This window comes from Gelidibacter mesophilus DSM 14095, assembly GCF_000423005.1.
Lineage (GTDB): Bacteria > Bacteroidota > Bacteroidia > Flavobacteriales > Flavobacteriaceae > Gelidibacter > Gelidibacter mesophilus.
In genome coordinates this window covers 469,875-489,903 of sequence record NZ_AUHD01000001.1, presented here as the reverse complement: position 1 = coordinate 489,903, position 20,029 = coordinate 469,875, and the positions used below count along the sequence as shown (strand labels likewise).

17 protein-coding genes are annotated in these 20,029 nt (G+C 37.3%); 14 read left to right on the top strand and 3 right to left on the bottom strand.

Annotated features, from left to right (window positions below):
- Positions 1-4 precede the first annotated feature (4 nt).
- Complete coding sequence (locus G525_RS0102310) at positions 5-1,204, top strand: hypothetical protein (RefSeq protein ID WP_027124710.1); 1,200 nt, start codon at positions 5-7, stop codon at positions 1,202-1,204.
- A 299-nt stretch (positions 1,205-1,503) separates the two neighbouring features.
- Here the strand turns inward: G525_RS0102310 and G525_RS0102305 are convergent, their stop codons facing one another.
- The 3 genes from G525_RS0102305 to G525_RS20035 form a co-directional block, all read right to left on the bottom strand.
- Positions 1,504-2,706: an ATP-grasp domain-containing protein gene (locus G525_RS0102305; protein ID WP_027124709.1), complete on the bottom strand. Its 1,203-nt coding sequence runs from the start codon at positions 2,704-2,706 to the stop codon at positions 1,504-1,506.
- A gap of 123 nt (positions 2,707-2,829) precedes the next feature.
- Positions 2,830-4,242: a leucyl aminopeptidase family protein gene (locus tag G525_RS0102295; RefSeq protein ID WP_027124708.1), complete on the bottom strand. Its 1,413-nt coding sequence runs from the start codon at positions 4,240-4,242 to the stop codon at positions 2,830-2,832.
- Between the two features lie 5 nt (positions 4,243-4,247).
- Entirely contained in the window at positions 4,248-5,018 is a 771-nt protein-coding gene (locus G525_RS20035; RefSeq protein WP_051209698.1) for an alpha/beta hydrolase, read from the bottom strand.
- 229 nt (positions 5,019-5,247) lie between these two features.
- On the opposite strand from G525_RS20035, the gene G525_RS0102285 reads away from it, so the two are divergent.
- The 13 genes from G525_RS0102285 to G525_RS0102220 all read left to right on the top strand — a co-directional run bounded on the left by G525_RS0102285 (position 5,248) and on the right by G525_RS0102220 (position 19,838).
- The gene (locus G525_RS0102285; RefSeq protein WP_027124707.1) at positions 5,248-6,222 is read left to right on the top strand and encodes an NAD(P)H-quinone oxidoreductase; all 975 of its coding nucleotides are present in this window, start codon (positions 5,248-5,250) and stop codon (positions 6,220-6,222) included.
- Between the two features lie 451 nt (positions 6,223-6,673).
- A complete protein-coding gene (locus tag G525_RS0102275) occupies positions 6,674-9,430 on the top strand; it encodes a T9SS type A sorting domain-containing protein (RefSeq protein WP_027124705.1) in 2,757 nt (918 codons plus the stop codon).
- Between the two features lie 251 nt (positions 9,431-9,681).
- Positions 9,682-10,731 carry an ArsO family NAD(P)H-dependent flavin-containing monooxygenase gene (locus tag G525_RS0102270; RefSeq protein WP_211222897.1) on the top strand — a complete coding sequence of 350 codons (1,050 nt, stop codon included), beginning with the start codon at positions 9,682-9,684 and terminating at the stop codon, positions 10,729-10,731.
- Positions 10,732-11,004: 273 nt separating this feature from the next.
- A complete protein-coding gene (locus tag G525_RS21595; protein ID WP_051209694.1) occupies positions 11,005-11,439 on the top strand; it encodes a BLUF domain-containing protein in 435 nt (144 codons plus the stop codon).
- Positions 11,440-11,889: 450 nt separating this feature from the next.
- Positions 11,890-12,279, top strand: coding sequence for a hypothetical protein (locus G525_RS21590; RefSeq protein WP_157491858.1), 390 nt, complete (start codon positions 11,890-11,892; stop codon positions 12,277-12,279).
- 170 nt (positions 12,280-12,449) lie between these two features.
- Positions 12,450-12,761, top strand: coding sequence for a YncE family protein (locus G525_RS21585; protein ID WP_027124702.1), 312 nt, complete (start codon positions 12,450-12,452; stop codon positions 12,759-12,761).
- A gap of 1,161 nt (positions 12,762-13,922) precedes the next feature.
- Positions 13,923-15,767: a PLP-dependent transferase gene (locus G525_RS0102250; protein ID WP_027124701.1), complete on the top strand. Its 1,845-nt coding sequence runs from the start codon at positions 13,923-13,925 to the stop codon at positions 15,765-15,767.
- A 116-nt stretch (positions 15,768-15,883) separates the two neighbouring features.
- A complete protein-coding gene (locus G525_RS0102245) occupies positions 15,884-16,513 on the top strand; it encodes a DsbA family oxidoreductase (protein WP_027124700.1) in 630 nt (209 codons plus the stop codon).
- A gap of 249 nt (positions 16,514-16,762) precedes the next feature.
- Positions 16,763-17,092 (top strand): DMT family transporter, encoded by a 330-nt coding sequence (locus G525_RS0102240; protein WP_027124699.1) that lies wholly within the window; start codon positions 16,763-16,765, stop codon positions 17,090-17,092.
- A 99-nt stretch (positions 17,093-17,191) separates the two neighbouring features.
- Positions 17,192-17,455 carry a hypothetical protein gene (locus G525_RS0102235; protein ID WP_027124698.1) on the top strand — a complete coding sequence of 88 codons (264 nt, stop codon included), beginning with the start codon at positions 17,192-17,194 and terminating at the stop codon, positions 17,453-17,455.
- Positions 17,456-17,952: 497 nt separating this feature from the next.
- Positions 17,953-18,384 carry a GNAT family N-acetyltransferase gene (locus G525_RS20020; RefSeq protein ID WP_245577713.1) on the top strand — a complete coding sequence of 144 codons (432 nt, stop codon included), beginning with the start codon at positions 17,953-17,955 and terminating at the stop codon, positions 18,382-18,384.
- Positions 18,385-18,468: 84 nt separating this feature from the next.
- On the top strand, positions 18,469-19,308 hold the full coding sequence (locus tag G525_RS0102225) for a helix-turn-helix domain-containing protein (RefSeq protein ID WP_027124697.1): 840 nt from the start codon (positions 18,469-18,471) through the stop codon (positions 19,306-19,308).
- Between the two features lie 131 nt (positions 19,309-19,439).
- Positions 19,440-19,838: a GlcG/HbpS family heme-binding protein gene (locus G525_RS0102220; protein WP_027124696.1), complete on the top strand. Its 399-nt coding sequence runs from the start codon at positions 19,440-19,442 to the stop codon at positions 19,836-19,838.
- The last annotated feature ends 191 nt before the right edge of the window (positions 19,839-20,029 follow it).

Here is a 20,029-nt window from a genome sequence, read left to right as displayed (position 1 = left end):
TATTATGATTGCCACCTTACGCAAGGCGTTTAACGCTCAGTTTTCTGAAGAAAAGTATGCCGGAATGCTGGCAGACATCATCGCACAATTTGACTATACACCTAAGTTTAAAATTGCAGAAACACCGGTGTTCATTCCAAAGGAGTTAAAAAAGAAGCTGATTGAAGCTTGTGAAGATATTATGAAAGTCATTGATCAGCCCAATTTCAAGGAACTGACAGAAGGCGCATTCTTTAAAGACAGCATGAAAGTGCCCAATGAGGATGATCATTCAAAATTTATACAATTGGACTTTGGCGTATGTTTGGATGAGAACGGTAATTTAACTCCAAAACTCATAGAACTTCAAGGGTTTCCTTCACTCTATTTTTTCCAGGAATTTATAGGTGGCATGTATCGAAAGCATTATGAAGGCATTCCACAAGATTTTTCACAACACCTGAACGGATTGACCTCAGAAGACTATATTGAATTGTTACGCACAGAAATTGTTGGCGATACAGATCCAAAACAAGTCATTCTTCTTGAAATTGAACCAGAAAAACAAGCTACGGCCATTGATTTCTTTGCAACCGAAGCATTACTGGGCATCAAAGTATTGTGTATTTCAAAACTAATTAAAAGAGGTAAGCAATTATTTTATGTTGATGATAATGGCTCAGAAATTCAAGTATTAAAAATTTACAACCGTATTATTTTTGACGAATTGGATCAACGACCCGATTTAATTCGCGAATACGATTTTAAGGATGAGGTAGCTATTGAATGGATAGGCCATCCTAATTGGTTTTTCAGAATCAGTAAATACACGATGCCATTGTTAAAAGGCGATTATGTACCAAAATCCTATTATTTAGACCAACTTGAAAACATTCCAAATGATTTAGAGAATTACGTGCTTAAACCGTTGTATTCTTTTGCGGGAGCAGGGGTTCAGATAAATGTGGACAAAGCAATGATTGACGCGGTTGAGGACAAATCGAACTACCTGTTGCAAGAAAAAGTGGCCTATGCACCCATTATCGAAACGATGGATGAGCCCGCAAAATGTGAAATAAGAATGATGCTACTTCATAATAGCGAAATCAATAAGACTGAAATTGTCAGCAACCTCATCCGAATCAGTAAAGGTGAAATGGTGGGTGTTAAATACAATAAGTACAAAACTTGGGTTGGAGGCAGTACGGGTTTTTTTGAACCTTGATGTTTTGAAACCCGAATGACGCTGATCAGGAAGATACTCACTGATTTATTTTTATCTCCTTAATGATATGGAAGAATCGCTTAAATATTGATTTGAAGCAATGTTACCCAGAGCGCCACAAAAAAGACAGAGAGTTTTTCATATTATAAGAACTCGGAGAAAATCATAATCCTCACGGATTTACGCAGAACACCAATTATTCAACAATTGAATATCCCTAAGTCAAACTCCGAAGGTATTATGAAATTCTTTCAGACTGACTACTAATAATTCCTATTGCCAAATCATTAACTCGTTAATTACAAACTCTTATCCGGTGCAGGAATGCTCGCATGAAAATCTGAAGCAATGCGTTGTGTATAGTTATCCAACAATTCCATAACTCTGTCGCTACTGTCAGATACTACAATCATTCCAATATGCCATTTTTTATGCATTCGCCATACAATTTCCGGATCATTAAAGCTCGAGGTATCAGGATTCTCAAATTTGCTTAAGGATACAACGATCCCTGCATATTGATTTTTGATTTTTGGCAACTTATAAGTTTCCTTTCTTAGCGTTGCTGATTCAATTCTCGCCCATTCACCCCAGAGATTAATCCCAGAAGCAAGTTCTACCATTTCCGCTAAATTGGCACCGCCAACTCTTGAAGAGGTTTCCAAGAAAAACATGTCTCCAGTTTCTTTAGAAACAATAAACTCAGTGTGGGAGGCGCCAAATTGCATTCCGAAAGCCTTCATGACCTGGGCATTCATCTTGCTTAGATCTTTCTCTAATTGAGTTCCCATTTCACATGTTGCTGATCTAAACACCCCACCACCATGGGCCACTTCAAACGGAGTGTCCAAATATTTGCTTGCACGGGAGAACACAACTTTACTGTCTACTATCAAACTATCGACGTGATACACATCTCCAGGTGCAAACTTCTCTATCAAGTAATTATCGCGTTCATCCTTTAGCACATTGACGATCTGCCACAACTCTTCCCGACTGTTAATTTTCCGAATCCCAGTTGCCGACGCTTCCAAACGAGGTTTTAACAGCCACGGCGGACTTACGTGATCAGCATACGCATTGATGTCAGCATCATGAAAAAGTGCCGTAAATTCAGGCACATTGATGTTTTCCGCTTTTGCTTTTGTTCGCATCGCTAATTTATCTCTAAAATAATGTGACGTCGTACGGCCCATTCCGGGCATTCTAAAATGTTCTCTTAAAAGTGCTACTTTTTCAACATCAAAATCGTCAAGCGCCACAAATCGATCAAATTTTATTGTTCTAAATTTATAGGCAATACCTTTAGTGACATCATTTTGATCCCAGTTATCCACGTAAAACACGTCGTCAATTGCTTCCCAAGGCCAAACCTCATGCTCTAATTTCTTCTTGGTCAATAAATAGACGTTATTACCTTCAGCCTTACAACTTTTAATGAAATCAGCACCTTTATGATACGTCGTAACGCATAGAAAATTAAGCGGTTTTTTATTGGACATGTGTTATGGAGTTTTATTAGCTGTATTTTTAAAACTAGAAATCTCAAGATTGATCAAAGGCCTTAAAAAGCGGTGCTATTTGTTAGTTTATTTGAATTTTGATACAAAATACAAAATAAACACTTAGTTTTCTGCAATCTGCTTAATATAATTAGTAATCAATTGCACGCCATATCCACTAGCCCCTTTCATCTTAGAATATGGTGAATCACCGAAAGAAACACCTGCTATATCCAAATGCATCCACGCTTTATGATCCTCTGTAAAAGCTTCTAAAAATTTGGCAGCAGTAATGGCACCTGCAATCGGTTTACCACTAAAATTACGCAAATCAGCAATATCACTGTGCAAATCACTTTCATAATCTGAAAACAACGGCAATGGCCAAACCCGTTCATTGGTATCAAAGCCTATTTTTGAAAGTTGCTGTGCCATCTCAATATTGTTGGTAAACATGCCGGCTGCCGCATACCCCAAAGTCTGCACGACACTCCCCGTTAAGGTGGCTAAATCAATCACTTGTTTTGGCTGGAACTTTTTAATAATATAGCTTAAACCATCGGCCAAGACCAAACGGCCTTCGGCATCGGTATCGATTATTTCAATAGTTTTTCCTGAAAAACTGTTGATTACATCTCCAGGTCTGTAACTCTTGCTATCCACAGCGTTTTCGGCAGATGCCACCACGCCCACAATATTCACATCAAGTTTTAATTTAGCCGCTAATTCTACAACACCCAAAACAACCGCCGCACCCCCCATATCACTTTTCATATAATGTAAATTGGTAGAAGATTTAATCGATAATCCTCCGGTATCAAAGGTAATGCCCTTACCTACCAAACCAATATCAACCGAAGCGCCTTGTTTTGGCATATATTCCGTCACAATGACCACTGGCGGATTAGCACTCCCTTGACCTACCGCCAAAACGGCGTCAAAACCTTGTGCTTCAAGTTCCTTTTGATGAAGAACGGTACATTTATAATTGGAAGTCTTAGCGGATTTTTCAGCCCAATCTCCTAAAAATTCAGGTGTTTTCTGGTTTGCTGGTGCATCTACCAAAGTTTTAATCCGATTGATGGTCGCACCAATGGCTTTTGCTTCTTCAAGACTATTTGTAATGTCTTTTCTATTGACAATCTCAAAAGTAATGGCATTGACCTCGTCTTTCTTTGTTTTAAAAGTACCAATGTCGTAGGCCGACATTTCAAGTCCTATAACAGCCTTTTGAAGTTCTGCATCAGAAAACCCTTCGGTAACCACTTGAATAGGTGCTTTCCAATATTTTTTATAGTCAAAGCTCAGCTTTCTAAAAGCTTCATCAATCTTTACGGCATCCTTTTCTTCTCCGATACCCAATAGATAAACCCTATTACCTTCTGGACCATAAAGCATTTGAACGGTAGAAAACTCACCATTAAAATCAGGTTCTTTGATGGTTATAAATTGAGTGAGCTGCTCTAATTTTCCTTTTTTACAAGGCACAATAACATCTTGATGTGTATTAACTTTTGAAACGTATTTAAAGATCATAGTATTTAATTAAAATAGAGCCATTTAACGGCTTTAGGAAACTCGTGTCTCCAATATATTTCGGCATGAACACCAATTTCATTGAGTGAAAATTTAAATTCAATGGCGTGATTTTCAACCATTTTCTCTCTAAAGATTGCCTCCAATCTTTGGGCATTTGGCAAATGCTCCTCACTTTCCATGCCACCAGAATAGAGGTAAATTTTTGATTTCTGCAAAGGATGGAACGAGGTGGTCTGATTAAAAATAACTTTTGAAATCCACAGACTTGGTGAAAAAATCATCATTTTTCCAAACACTCCCGGGTTCTGCAACCCTGCATACAGACTGATCAAACCTCCTAAAGAACTACCACCAATACCTGTATTTTGAAAATCTGTAAGCGTTCTATAATTTTTATTGATATATGGGATCAGTTTCTCAATAATGAACTGGATGTAAAAATTTCCCTTTCCTTCACCGTAACGCGGATGGTAGTAGGGTAAATATTCATTGATGCGCTCCTGATTACCATGGTCAATAGCAATAATGATGATATCGCTATAACCTTCCTGAGCTAATTTCTCCAAAGATTTATCTATGGCCCAATCGCCAAATGGCGCCATGGGATTGAATAAATTTTGTCCATCCTGCAAATAAAGTACAGGATAATGTTTATCTGTGGTATAATAATCATGAGGCAATAAGGCCGAAATCTTACGTGTAGCCTTCAAATGTGGGATCTCATACGCCTCTTCAATAACCTTTATAATAGGTCTAAACTCCGTCACTAACATTCAAAATTGTTTAAGAGAAACGAAAATACATTTTTATGGTTTTATAATGCAATTAATTGTGATTTTATGTTAACAAAGATGTCACCTGTATGTACTGGCGTATGCTCTGTAATTTAGAGATAGTCTATAAAATTGAAGAATCAAATCTATTTTATGACCCAAAAAGCTTATCAGATATACACTGCTTCTAAATATAGTATCTTTATGGAACTCTAATCAAAAAGCATCTATGAAAGCGATACATATTATAAAATCTGGAGGACCTGAAGTATTACAGCTGCAGGAAACCCCAAAACCGAAACCTGAAAGACATCACGTATTAATCAAAGTAAAAGCCGCAGGCGTCAATCGGAGCGATATCAACACCCGAGAAAACACCGACGCATATGGCAAAGGAGCATCAAAAACCTTGATTCCTGGTTTGGAAGTGTCAGGTGAAATAGTTGAAATCGGCATGGGCGTTAAAAATATACAAGTTGGGGATCAGGTCTGCGCCCTCATCCCCAACGGTGGCTATGCCGAATATGTTGCTGTAGAAAGTTCGCATTGTCTACCCATACCACAAGGTATCAACTTAATAGATGCGGCCGCCCTACCGGAAACTATTTTTACAGTTTGGTTCAACGTGTTTCATCTGGGCCAACTTAAGCCAGGAGAGAAATTACTGATTCACGGGGGAACAAGTGGTATTGGCACCATAGGTTTACAAATGGCCAAAACGTTGGGATCCCTAGTTTACAGCACCGTAGGTAGTGCTAAAAAGATGGCATTTCTAAACGGAATGAATCTCGGAACCGTCATCAACTATAAAAACCAAGCCTTTGAAACACTTTTAAAAGATGAAAAAATAGATGTCATTTTAGACATGGTTGGTGGCGACTACACCCAAAAGAATCTTGACATCTTGAATGACAAGGGCCGTCTCATCAATATCAATGGGATGAAAAGTATGACGGCCCAAATTGATCTGTTTACAATAATGCGCAAAAATCTAACTTTGACAGGAAGTCTCTTAAAGCCACAATCGGACCAAGTCAAAACCATGATTACAAAAGCCGTTGAAAAGAATATTTGGCCACTATTTAGTTCTAAACAAATTCATCCTGTGATTTATAAAACATTCCCATTACAAGAGGCGTCAGAAGCCCATCGTCTGATGGAGAGCAGCAGTCATATTGGAAAAATTTTATTGACGATGGATTAAACCCGTTTCAATTTAAGACCTATAATCCAAAAAAACACCGCAGCGAGGTACCTTTTTAGGAACGAACCGTATATAATCAATGCGCTCAATAAAAAAGGTTGATCAATTTTCTAAGAGTTAATGTCTTATAGTTAATTCAAACTTTATTCTTTAGCGAGCAATTCTTTACTAAAAATCCATTTATTCTTCTGTAGTCATGGAGTCCGATAAAGCTCCTCATTGGCTTCTATTTTAATAGGGTGTTCAAAGCTCATTTTAGAAGCATAGCAATTCCCCCTACCCTTATGTTTTAAAGTTTTGATCCTCACAAAAATAATTGTCCATGATATCGATTTATCAACTAAATTCGATAAAAAAATAGGGCGACATTTAACCTGATCCGGCACATCATTTAGGTGAGAGTAAAGACCTCTCAAAATCAACTGAACCGTATTGTTATAAAGCATAATTTATGAAAAGACTTCTACTCTGCCTTAGCCTTGTTATTCCCTTTTGCCACATCCTTTCCCAAGAACCGTTACTCCCAATAAAAAGCGAATCGTTCGGGTTAAACAACCACACCAATCGGGATATCTCTTACTTTTCGCATATCGATTCCAACAAAAACCTCTTTGTAGTTGGCACTACTGAAAACGACTCCACCTTTACAGATGTCATTATCTTAAAACTTTACAAAAACCATAATGAGCTATGGCGGAAAACTGTCTCACAAAAAACAGATCTATCTTATGATATTCCTGAAAAGTCATTCTTAAGCCCCACCAATGAACTCTATATTGTAGGTAGAAGTTCCTTACACGCTTCCTTAAAAAATGGTGTGATTTTTATTATAAAATACAGTGCGGACGGCACGCTTCTATACCATAAAACCATCGGAACTAATGATGGCACCGATTATTTTGATTACGACTATATGAATGCCAATTTAAACGCCGATGGCTCACTGAGCTTAGTGTACGCGCCCATTGATCATGTCGAATTAACTGGACATAACTTCGTGTTCTTGAAAATAAACAACCAAGGTGACATCATCCGTTCTTTTACAAAAGAAATCATCAACAATGGGGTTATCGCAAAAGTTGAGAACGACCAGTTTTATCTTTTGGCCAAAGAACCTGTTGGCGACCTTAATTCGAGCTATACCTTTAAGTTTTATAACATCAAGAACGAAAACACCCAATCCAATTTCGAGATCACGGATGCTGCATTTTTAAAGTATTATGAAAACGCCTCCTTGGTTTATCACGCTAAAATAGCCACGGACAATGATGGCAATTTCTATATCACAGGTCAGAACAACTCCACTCACGCCACGGTAGACAAGATCCATATGGCAAAGATTGACACGCAAACCAATGTGCTCAGCTATTCCATGACCACTTCTAACAGTAATAAATACTTTTTTGTGGATGCTTTTGTAAATGCGCAAAATCAACTTATCACGGTTGCCAATAATCTAAACACGAAGGCGATTGATTTTATCCATGTGGACGCAAATAACAGTTTACAAACCCAAACAAGTCCTTCCGACAAGTTAGCCACTGGTTTTAAAATGAATGCCGATGGCAGCTTTTTTCTAACCACCAGCAATTCCAATATCAGGTTATTCAACAACGATTTAACAGAGCTGAAATCCTTCGATACCTCCGACAGTTTCGGATTGTCAGATTTCTCAAAAATTGACGACCACGCCATAGCCGTGACTGGAACCAGTTACGAAAAGATGTTTCCTAATTCAGAGTTTTATACCCAGTTGGACATTCATACCGAGAAAATAATTGAGACCCAAATAACCCATCGGTATTCCTTTTCTGGTATTGGCACTTCAAGAGTCTTTCAATTGTATGTCATCGTCGATCATGACAATAATTATTTGGTGTTCCTAAATGAGAAGATGGGTCCAGAATATTTAGGAAAGGGAGGCATTGAACCTCCACTCAATAATCGGGTCATTAAATTTGATTCCAATTTAAACAAGCTTTGGGAAGTTGGCATCCCTGATCATATTTTTAGTATTGTCTATCATCAAAATAGGACTATTGATTATTTCTTCGACGAAAACAATGATCTTTACTTCAATTTACCCAGAGCTGGAAATTATTATGGGGTGGGTTACGATATGTACAAACTGAAGCCCGATGGTGTTTTTGAGTTTATGTACAACAGTCATTTTGCCGATCTATTTCGTAGAAGCGGAGACCGCATCTTCATGGCTTCCAACTATTTTATCTATGAGGATTCTACAAAACTGACGGTTTTACATAAAGAAAACGGCAATATCCTTAACGTCATTGATCTTGGACATGAAAAGGTTTTAAATATCTTTTCCATTGGCAGTGACACTTACTTTTATACCTATGAAGCCATCACCAATAACACGCCCGATTTCTTCCATCTCTACAAAAATGGGGTGAAGCTCTTTACCAGAAACTTAGAGCATAATTACGGGATTTATCCCATGGAGGTGGATGCAGAAGGCAGCTTGTTTTTTGTTACAGATAGTGGACCTGACCGCAGACTCAATAAACTGGACATCAATAATAGCTATACATTTTATGAATCCGCCGTCAAGATTACCGGATTCAAGCAATACCTTAACGGTACTATTTTTGTCGCCCTCGACAATGGACACAGCTTAATATTGGATGAAGACCTGAATTTCTTGTCCCACTCAGAGGCAAAAGTGAATTTTCAAACATATTTAAAAGCTTGGGGCAATTATATGCTCCTAGGGACAGGCTATCAAAAAACCATGACCATAATTGACGAACAAGGCGATATTGTTAACTACTTCCAACTTCAAAGCATGTTGGATGATACTGCCCTATTTGATAAGAACGGGAATTTAATCATGGTTGGGAATTTTGGAAACAGAATCTATACTTTTAATGAATATGCTTGGTACAGAGGCTATATCCACAGTTATGGTACGTTGGAGTCCCTTTTGAGTCTCGAGGACTTTGCCGATGACCTCACAAAAAATAATGTGTTGATCTATCCAAATCCCACCTCAAACATCCTAAATATTAAAGTAAAACATCAGAACATTCAAAAGGTAATGCTCTATAATCTATCTGGCAAACTATTGAAGACTTACACTCAAAGTAGCATCGATTTGCGACCTTTTGATACTGGTCTCTACCTCATCAAAATTTTAACCGATTCTGGTGCGATCATTAACTCAAAAGTTATTAAAAATCAGAAATAAGGTCCCGCTTAACAGCTTAACGAAATGGATTTTACAAAGTAGTTTTGTATTTTTAAGGTCTCGTGGTGACAACCAAGTCTGCCCTCGAAAAAAACTAAACCGACACCAGATATGAGTATTACGGATAGAATCATTTTCGGCATCCTTATCTTATTCATCTTGGCCCATTTCATTTCACTTTACAGTTCCTTTTCAAGAACTATGAAAAGTCCAAGGTCGGCAAGATTTTTATTGATAAAAAAATATTTAAAGTGAAAATTTACGATCTCATCATCATTGGTGGCGGACAGGCAGGACTTTCAGTGGCCTATTTTTTAAGACGAAGCGGTCTGGATTATCTGATTTTGGACGATCAAGACGAAGCTGGCGGAGCGTGGTTACACTATTGGGACAGCCTTAAATTGTTTTCACCTACCGACTACAGTTCCCTGTCGGGGTGGCAAATGCCAGAAACCAAAGAAGAATACCCGCTGAGGGATGAATTTATTGCTTATCTCAAAGCCTACGAAGCCCGTTATGAGTTTGCGGTGCAAAGAAACACCTTGGTCCATCGGGTCACCAAGGATAATGCGCTTTTTAAGATGGCAACCAATAATGGAAATTTTTATGCGAAGACCGTGGTCAGTGCCACTGGCACGGCCAAAAATCCCTATCTACCATCCTATCCAAATCAAAGCACTTATCAGGGCGTACAACTTCATGCGGTGGAGTATCGAAATGCAGACCTCTTTAAAGATCAAAAAGTTATGATCATAGGCGGGGGTAACTCCGGCGCCCAGATCTTATCTGAAGTTTCAAAAATAGCCAAAACCACCTGGGTTACCTTAGATCCTCCGCAGTTTCTTCCAGAAAACATCGATGGACGCTACCTGTTTTATCAAGCTAATTCCAGTTTTTTTGACGCGACTACAGATTCCTTTAATCGCCAGGTATCCTTGAGTGATATCGTTCGGGTTGAAAGTGTTAGAGATGGTTTAGAACGGGATGTTTATCACGCAGTCAGACCCTTTGCCTCGTTTTATAAAGAAGGCGTGGTCTGGAAAAATGGCGACAGGGAAATTTTTGACGCCGTAATCTGGTGTACCGGTTTCAAACCCAATCTTCAACATTTGGAAGCTTTGGAGGTGGTGGAAAATAATCACATCGCTACCAAAGCTACCCGCTCCATAAAAGAACCTCAGCTTTGGTTGGTAGGTTATGGTTCTTGGACCGGATTTGCTTCTGGCACCATCTATGGCGTTGGTAAGACAGCCCGGTCCACTGCTAGGGAACTAAAAGCCCATTTTAAAAAACGGCTTTAGTGTCGATAGTCTTATTTTATTATAGTTGGTGATTTGCCACCATTTTTAAATGGGTAAAATATTAGTATTTAGAAGCATAATAAAATACCCTTTTCAATTACCGATAAGCACTCTACACAAAACAATATTATACGTATCTCTATGATGATCAGCGAAGAATTGGAAATTAATTAGGGGCTTTTTAAGGGCTTTTTTTAAAATGTGTACTTTTACCACACATTTGATGGAAGCATATGACATCGTGGTTTTCCATATACGAGAATAAAACATGATATGTATCAACTAAATTACCGTTCAAAATCAAAATCAGGAATAGATTATAAAGATCTAGAAGACATTCTAGCAGAGGCTAATGCTCAAAATTCAGCGTTAAACATTTCAGGATGTCTCATATACCACAACAACAGTTTCGTTCAAATTTTAGAAGGAAGAAAAAAGGACGTCTTGCATATTTATGAAAAAATCAAGAATGATAACCGGCATCATGAGGTGACTTTACTTTGGGCAAACGATGTAGACAAGCGGTTTTTTAAAGAATGGCACATGGCGTATTACCGACCGAATGATAGTAACTTGAGACAATTCGTGGATGACTTATTGTTGCTCACTGAACTCTCAGAAAAACCTTCGAGCTCACTGTTGACCTTTTGGGCATCAGTGCGCAAAATACTGCTTGGGGGCAATATCAAAGAACTTGAGCGCGTATAATGCTTTTGATAAACTTATGATAGCTATAGTTTTCTCTCTATGACAATCTTCTATTGAAAACCCGAATGTTTCAATAAGACCTTAATCCCACAATCATTTATCACCAAGTCTCTCCACCCTCTTGCTTTCAGCATTTTACTTAATCTGAGTGCCATTGTTCTTTGTTCCCGTCATTTAAAATGCTTGCATTCGCGCTTTAACAACCTTATTATGACACTAAAAAACACGAGTCAAATAGATGTATATCAAGCCAATCACTATCAGATAATTGAGTTCTCTGTAGGAAAACCCGAAAAAAGAGTATAATTTAGAGCATAAATAAAAGAAGCTTTTTAATGCCGCACATATGGCTATTCAACCTAAAAAGCTCAATAGTAACACTGGATACCAACTTTTTATTCCTATTTCAATCATGCAAAAGCCAATATAAAACTTAATAATATACCAAAAATGAAACACATTACTTGTCTATTTATGATTGTATTATTTACAACCAGTTGCAAACACAACAAAGCCGCAAAAAAACCTCTAACTGAAGATCAGAAAACGCCAACTGCAACCTTCATGTCCGAGACCTTAGGCTTGACACATTGCGAATCGGCTGTTTATGACGTTAAAAATAACATTATCTACGCCTCTTTGATAGGCAATAAAGAGAAAGGTGATGGCTCCATTGCCACAATAGACCTCGATGGAAAGCTTATTGACGCAACATTTATAAGTGCGCTTAATGACCCAAAAGGCATTGCCATTACTGAAAATCGACTTTACGTATCGGACATTACGGAACTCGTTGAAGTGGATTTAACAACCAGAGAGATACTAAAAAACACACCCTAGAAGGTCTTCAGTTTTTAAACGATGTAGCTATTGATCCTAGCGGAAATGTTTTTGTTTCTGATACAGGATCCTCCAAAATATATCAGCTGGATACCGATGGCAATTTTAGCCTATGGTTAGCGGATGACGATTTAGACAGCCCCAATGGCTTATTAATCCAGGACAACACCATGTATGTCGCATCTTGGGGAAGCCAACCCAATGGCGGTCGCGTATCTAAAATAGATATGACCACAAAAACTATTGACACCTTAACCGCCATCATTGGTAATTTGGATGGCATTAGACCTTATGATAAGGGCCATTTAATTATCTCAGATTGGAACAGTGGTACTATTCATTTAGTAAACTATAATGGAGAGACACAACACGTCCTTCAAGTTGGCCAAAGTGTAGGTGATATTGCTTATATCCATGAAAAGAATCTATTATTGCTACCCATGAATAAGCAAAGTCGACTATTATTCTACAAACTACAATAACCAGCAAATTTGAAAATGTTTATACCAAACAAAGATAAAATAAAATAGTGTTTTACTTTTTCTCTTGTCAGTTTTCAGTCTTTCCTGTAAAGAAACATCAGAAAGACCGCTATTGGCAGAACGTCTGGAACAGGTTGATACTAAAATAAATATCAAAGAACTTGAAGCGGATGTCGTGAGGTGGTGGTATTATCCGTCATATAATATCTGACTATCATCAAATTTTAAAGGTTTGAATAAAACCTCAGAGGACATAGAAATAAAACAAATTCTGATAAATTGACTCCGGGAGATTTCATTCCGATAAGTTCAAAATCTGAAAATGAGATTGATCTATACAAACTTCACAAATTGGACTATTTCGCCAATAATGACATTGCTAAAATCATAAAAAACGCAGCTTTGAACGATTTGAAGCATTTCGAATGAAAGGCTCTAAATTTCCTAAATTTGAGTTCACCGACCTTAGCGGCATTTATTATACATCTGAAAATTCGGGATGAAAAGCTATTATAGTAAAAACGTGGTTCATTAACTGTACAGCTTGTGTTGCAGAATTCTCAAAATTAAACGAGTTTTTGGAGAAATACAAAGACAACACTGACCTCATTTTTATAAGCTTGGCACTAGACTCAAAACCTGAACTGGAGGATTGTTAAAAAGAAGAATTTTCATTATCATACGGTTCCTGATCAAATTGATTTTATTGAAAAATCACTTAACCTACGAACCTATCCAACTCATTTAGTTATCAATAAAAACAAGATCATTCTCAAGGTTGTCAACAAGGCATCGGAAATAATTAATTTCTTAGATGAGAACAAGCTTTTGAAAAATGAAGCGAATCTTTTAAATCTACCACCTCCGCCTTCGCTCAGAGAAATATATAATCCGTCCTTATAGGTTTTATAAAATCAACTACTTGGAACAATTCTCAGTTCAAAAAAATTAAAATTATGCTCGCTCGAAGTACTGATCAGACAGGTTTTCTAGCAGCCGTCTCATCAATTGGATGGTTAAGTTCTCAAGTACAAAATAAACCCTTATACTGAAGGACATTTGTTATTCTGAACGAACAAGAACGCGGCCCAGAATCCCAATAGAAGACTTTTCAAAACCCTCTAATTATTGTACCTTCACCCCTTATTTAAAGACAACTTTATGGAAGATAAAAAAAGAAGTGAGTACATAAAAAACGTGTTAAAAAAGATGCCAATTGGCTGGTTGACTACCACCACACATCGGCTTGATATTTATAATGAAGACTTGGCAAAAACTCAGTTTTTAAATCAGTTTGAGTCGTTATACCATGAGAATAATTATGAACGAACGGCACTGCATAATTTGCCTACCGCATACGACTATATAAGACTAGGTCATCCACTGTCCTGTGTATTGGAGTGGGAAATTGCGCACTCAAACACTCTAAATCCAGAAAACGTCATCAGTTTCTCGTCGAGAACAGCTCCTATTCTGGCCATTCTAAGAAAAAATTTATTGGCAGCTAAAAACACCCAAATTGTTTACACGAATAGGTTACCGGATCATTTTGATGCGCAACTCATAAAGAATGTTTATGGGTATGAATTTGAGTTGAAACAGGTTGAAACAATTGAAAGCATAACTGATTTTGAAGGAAGTACCGTGTATATTTCCCAAAATGATAACCTTCATGACATTGAACTTATCCCAAATATTGATTTCTTTATTTCCACACATCCTCAGCTTGGCAGTATCATCTTGGTTAACGATACCCAAGATGAAAGTTATATCTCAGAGATTCAACATGTCAGAAGAAGAGAGACCATTGCCATGACACCCGCCAATTGTCTTGCTGCCTTAAATTTGCTGATCGATAACTCTTTTGTTATTAAGCAAGATTCTCAGGTTAACGCTAACAAAACACGTGTTGAGACAATCCTTAATGAAATAACCAACACTAGGTCTAAAGCTTTAATGGCTTCTAGTGGATTATCCATACAGTATGCCATTATGATGGGGCTCATTGACAGTGCTCAAGAACAACATAAAGGAAAAAACATCAAATTTATTGTGCCTCCCAACTGTTATGGTGGGACCAATGATCAGGCGCGACGAGTTGCATCCTGTCTTGATAATGTTGAAGTGGTTGATTTATTAGTGGATGGTGATAATGATATGGTGGAAAGTATTGCCAATATTTTGGACCGTATAGCCAATGAAGACGCCATTCCATACATCATTGCAGAAATCCCGACCAACCCAAGGGTTGAAGTTCCTGATCTCAATAAATTAAAAGAGGTTTTAAGCACAGAACGTCGCACAAAAACAGATCACCCTGCTATCGCTCCGGTGTTTATTTTAGATCAGACTTTTTGTCCGAACGTTCACTTTCTAGGGGATGAGGACATCCTTTCAACGGTAAGCTCCATTTCATACGCCAGCGGATCAAAATTTCCAAGTGGTGGATCATGCACTGCGGGCTACTGTGTAGGAAATAAAAAAACGGATGCTTTGATGGACAAAATAGAGGTGCATCTCAGGCTCTGTGATAATGAGGCCACCCCTCTTCAAATGGAAATATTGGCCAACCAACTGCCATCCATGAATCAAAGGATCACGGATGCCTATAAAAATACCCGCGAATTTGTAAACTTTATTCACGACGTCTTACCGGCGGCGAAAATCAATTTTGTTTCAGAGGGGTTGGCCGCTGAAGGCTTTACCCCATCGGTGTTTTCATTAGATCTTCCCACCAAAGGAAGTACACCCGAAGAAAGAGAATCCTACAAAAGAGCTTTGAACCTCAAATTAATCAATTTAATGATCACCGAAATACCCGATGAAAGCAAGTTCTGCGTCAGCTATGGACAGTTAAAAGGCTGTTATTGGACGATTCCCGCAACCTCAACGCAAGGAACCACCAAAGAAGGAGACAAAGACTATATTGTAAGGGTATCCGTGTCGCCAGATTTGGATTTGGAACGCCATAAACAAGTCTTTTTAAAGTTTGTTGAAGGTATTTAATTGGAGTTATGTGGAGCGCATTCAGCCGTTCTTGAAAACAAGTGAATATTAAAAACATGCTTTACACGGCTGAACACTAAAAATTAACATTAATTAATAATTTAATCGAAAAGAAAATGACAATCACAATTTGGTCGGATATCAGATGTCCGTTTTGCTATATCGGAAAGCGTAAATTAGAAAATGCACTGTCGCAATTCGAGCATAAAGATGACGTTACTATTGAATGGAAAAGTTTTGAGTTGGACCCAAATCTTAGAACGAACACCAATATCAACAGTTTGGATTATTTCGTAAATAAAGGGGCCAACAAGGATCAAATCAACCAGATGTTTTCGAACGCCACCGCTATGGCTAAAGAAGTGGGCATAGAATTTAATTTAAACGATGCTGTAGTTGCCAATTCCTTCAATGCACATAAGCTCATGCACGCTGCTAAAAAAATCAACAAACAAAATGAGGCCAAGGAACTATTATTAAAGGCCCATTTTACAGATGGAAAAAATATTGATGACCTAAAGGTCTTAGTTGCAATTGGAGAGCGCTTAGGTTTTGAAGCAACAGACCTTGAAAAACAATTAAACGATACGGCTCTGGATAAAAAGGTTGCCGAAGATCAAATACAGGCAAAAGAAATAGGCGTCACTGGAGTGCCATTTTTTGTATTCAACAATAAACATGCACTTTCTGGAGCTCAGCCAGAAGAGGTGTTTTTAGAGGCACTAGAGAAGGCTTATAACGAATAGGTTGTCTTCCATCAAAAGATGATAATTTACTTTAAGAATTAAAAAATCAGCATCAGCGTGTTTTAATACTGATGCTGATTACTTTAAAGAGGATCAAAAGTAAGTTTATAGCAATTTTGGAACGGCCTCAACACAAATATACCGCCAAACAGTCGTTAAAACCTCTATTCATACCACTTGTGCATCGTGCCGAAAAAAATAGTTTCTGTTCCTTCTGATTTGTTGTTTCTTTACCTAAAATTAGACCTTATGAAGTATCTTTTCCTATCCTTAGCCATTATCTTTGAACTCATCGGCACCAGTTTTATGCAAGCCTCAAACGGATTTTCAAAGACGATCCCTACCATTTTAACCATCCTTGCCTATACGGTCTGTTTTTTCTTTTTCTCACATGCTTTAAAATCAATCCCTTTGGGAATTGCTTATGCCATATGGGGAGGCTTGGGAATTGTGCTCTCTGCAATAATTTCAGTGGTTATTTTTAAACAATCTTTAGATTTTCCTGCCATCATTGGAATAATCCTAATAGTCACCGGAGTGTTTGTGATGAATTTTTTCTCAAAATCAGCTGTCAACTGATATTGTCATCCCTGCGCATTTTAAAATTGCCTCTAATCCCATTCTTTTCAAACGTCATAGTGCACTTTAACAATTTATTTAAATGTTTAACTTGTAACCATGAATAAAAACAAACTAATTTCTGGAGGAACAGGTATTTTGGTGGGATATGTGCTCATGATTCTGTTCATCGATATTCTATCAAAACCAAATAATGTGCCCCTTGCTTTAAAACCCATAGAAAGTATTGCAACCTACTTTTTCGGATTTACCTTTACGATGGGCACTTTCGGATGGGTTTTGGGAAGCCTAATTTTGATTGGATATTTAATAATATTCTATTTTATCGGAACTTGGATCAACAAACTTACGTTCAAAAATTAAAGACTCAACTTATCAAATATCCAACTACATAATTGAAATGGCCTGAACCGAGAGATACAATGAATCTAAAGGTCATCTGTAGTTCAATAAGCATTAGAGTTCCGACAGATCAGTATTAAGCTATTTCAATTGGAATTTTGTATATTTAAAAGTTGATCACGAGGATAATTACCTGACAAGTCTTTAGAATCGTCTTAGACCAAATCTTAAGCTGATGAAGAAAAACGCGATCTCACAACTCATTATAATTCTTACTTCTATTTCAACCACACTATATGTGATTTTTGAATTTGATCTGGCTAAATTTGGATCTTGGCTACTACTAATCTGTAGTTTGCTTATAACAATCTCAATGCTTTTATCAATCAAAGCGCGGAATAAAAGCAAATTAAACTCATAGATTTAAAGAATAAATCATAGATTAGGAGAGATAGATATCTTTATACAAACCTGGTTATTGACATCTAATTAATAAAGGCCAAAATCAAACTACTATAATGAACATCACACCCAGTACGTTTGCAGACATCAATACCATATTTGAGCTGTACGATGCCGCAACCGTCTATCAAAAATCTGTAAACAACAAGAGTTGGAGCAGATTTGAAAGCGCACTCATCGAACGAGAAATCAGTGAAAATCGGCATTTTAAGATTATGGAAGATGATATTATGGCCTGTAGCGTCGTCATTACTCTTAAGGATCCTGTTATTGGCAAAGGTTCAGCAATTGATAAGGCCATCTATCTACATCGAATTGCTACACATCTAAATTTCAGGGGACGCTCCTATTTAAAAAAGATTGTGGAATGGTGCATAGCCTATGGAAAGCAAAGACAAATAGAATACATCAGAATGGATACCCATAGTGGAAACGATGGATTAAACACACATTATATCCGTTCTGGCTTTACATACAAAAGAATTTAGGAAATTGAATGGACTAGTGATCTTCCTGAACATGATAAGACCGGCCCGTTCAGTCTATTTGAAATGAAACTAAAATAGTGAGACATGCCCATAGAAAACATTCCTGAAATATATCTTTCAAAGACAACTGAAAGACCAGATTTATTCGTCTATGATTTTAAAATGACCACCGATATAGTGAGAAGTAAGGTCAACCTTAGCATGAATATGTTCAGTTTTCTCCAAGTAGGCAAAAAACAGGTCCACTTTGCAGGAACCTCTATTGCAGTAAACAAAGACCAATCGCTACTCCTGAAAAAAGGCAATTGGCTATGGACGGAATTATTAGAAACCGAAGCTATCTATTACTGTAAACTCTTATTTTTTTCCGAAAAAATACTGATGGAGTTTTTAGAAAAACATACGACCAATATGGTCTCAGCTATAGACGATAACCCTTATTTCATCATAAGAAATGATAGTTATATGATGTCATATTTAAACTCTCTATCCACTATTGGCAATGCTCCTGCCGTATTCATGGAAAATCTACTGTATGTGAAATTTGAGGAATTGATGCTTTATCTTATTCAAAAATATGGACCAAGTTTTGAAGGATATCTGCAATCATTAATAGCCGACACTAGTTCGCCTTTTAAGAAAATTGTTGAAAGTAAAATTCACTCCAACTTAAAACTGGAAGAAATTGCTTTTTTATGCAATATGAGCCTTTCCACCTTTAAACGTCATTTCATGAGCGAGTACAACGTATCCCCTGGGAAATGGTTACAGGATAAACGATTACAAAAAGCAAGAGAAACTTTAAAAGAAGGCGTTTTAAAACCATCTGACATTTACGTTGATTTTGGATATAACAATCTCTCTAACTTTAGCATTGCTTTCAAGAACAAGTTTGGCTTTAGCCCGAGCGAAACACCGTCATAACTTCATTTCTGTTCTCATTTTTATATTTTGACCTGTTTTCATAAGTTATTGAACTGATTTAGTAAGTCATTACCGCAGTCATCGTGGTATCTTTGCATCAGAAATAATCACACAACTAAAACGATAACATTATGAATATTACTTTAGAACAAGCAGAAAAGGCTATTGCAGCTGCAAAACGAAAAGCAGCTTCAATTGATACAAAAATGAATATCGCTATTGTAGATGCAGGAGCGAATTTAGTGGCATTTGCAAGAATGGATGGTGCATGGTTAGGCTCTCTTGATATTTCTATTAAAAAAGCAAAAACAGCTCGTTTTTTCGACATGAATACAGGAATCGTTGGTGAATTATCACAACCAGGTGGTTCATTATATAATATTGAGCATTCTAACAACGGGTTAATTACTTTCCCTGGTGGAATTCCAATTAAAAACGCAAAAGATGAAATCATCGGCGCTATTGGCGTAAGCGGAAGTTCTGTTGAAAATGATCATGCTGTTGCAGGAGCTGGTGCAGAGACCATATAAATCAGTACGTACAATAAAACTACAAAGAGGATAATTAGATTTAAATTATCCTCTTTGTCATTTAATAAAATTACATGAAGACACCAACAACCCAGATCTAAAAAATAGACTGCCAAACAGTTGTGAACCAAAAAAAACACCGAAGTTTTGGCTAAGTTGGATTCTCAGCAGCATTCAGAACCATTGTGAGC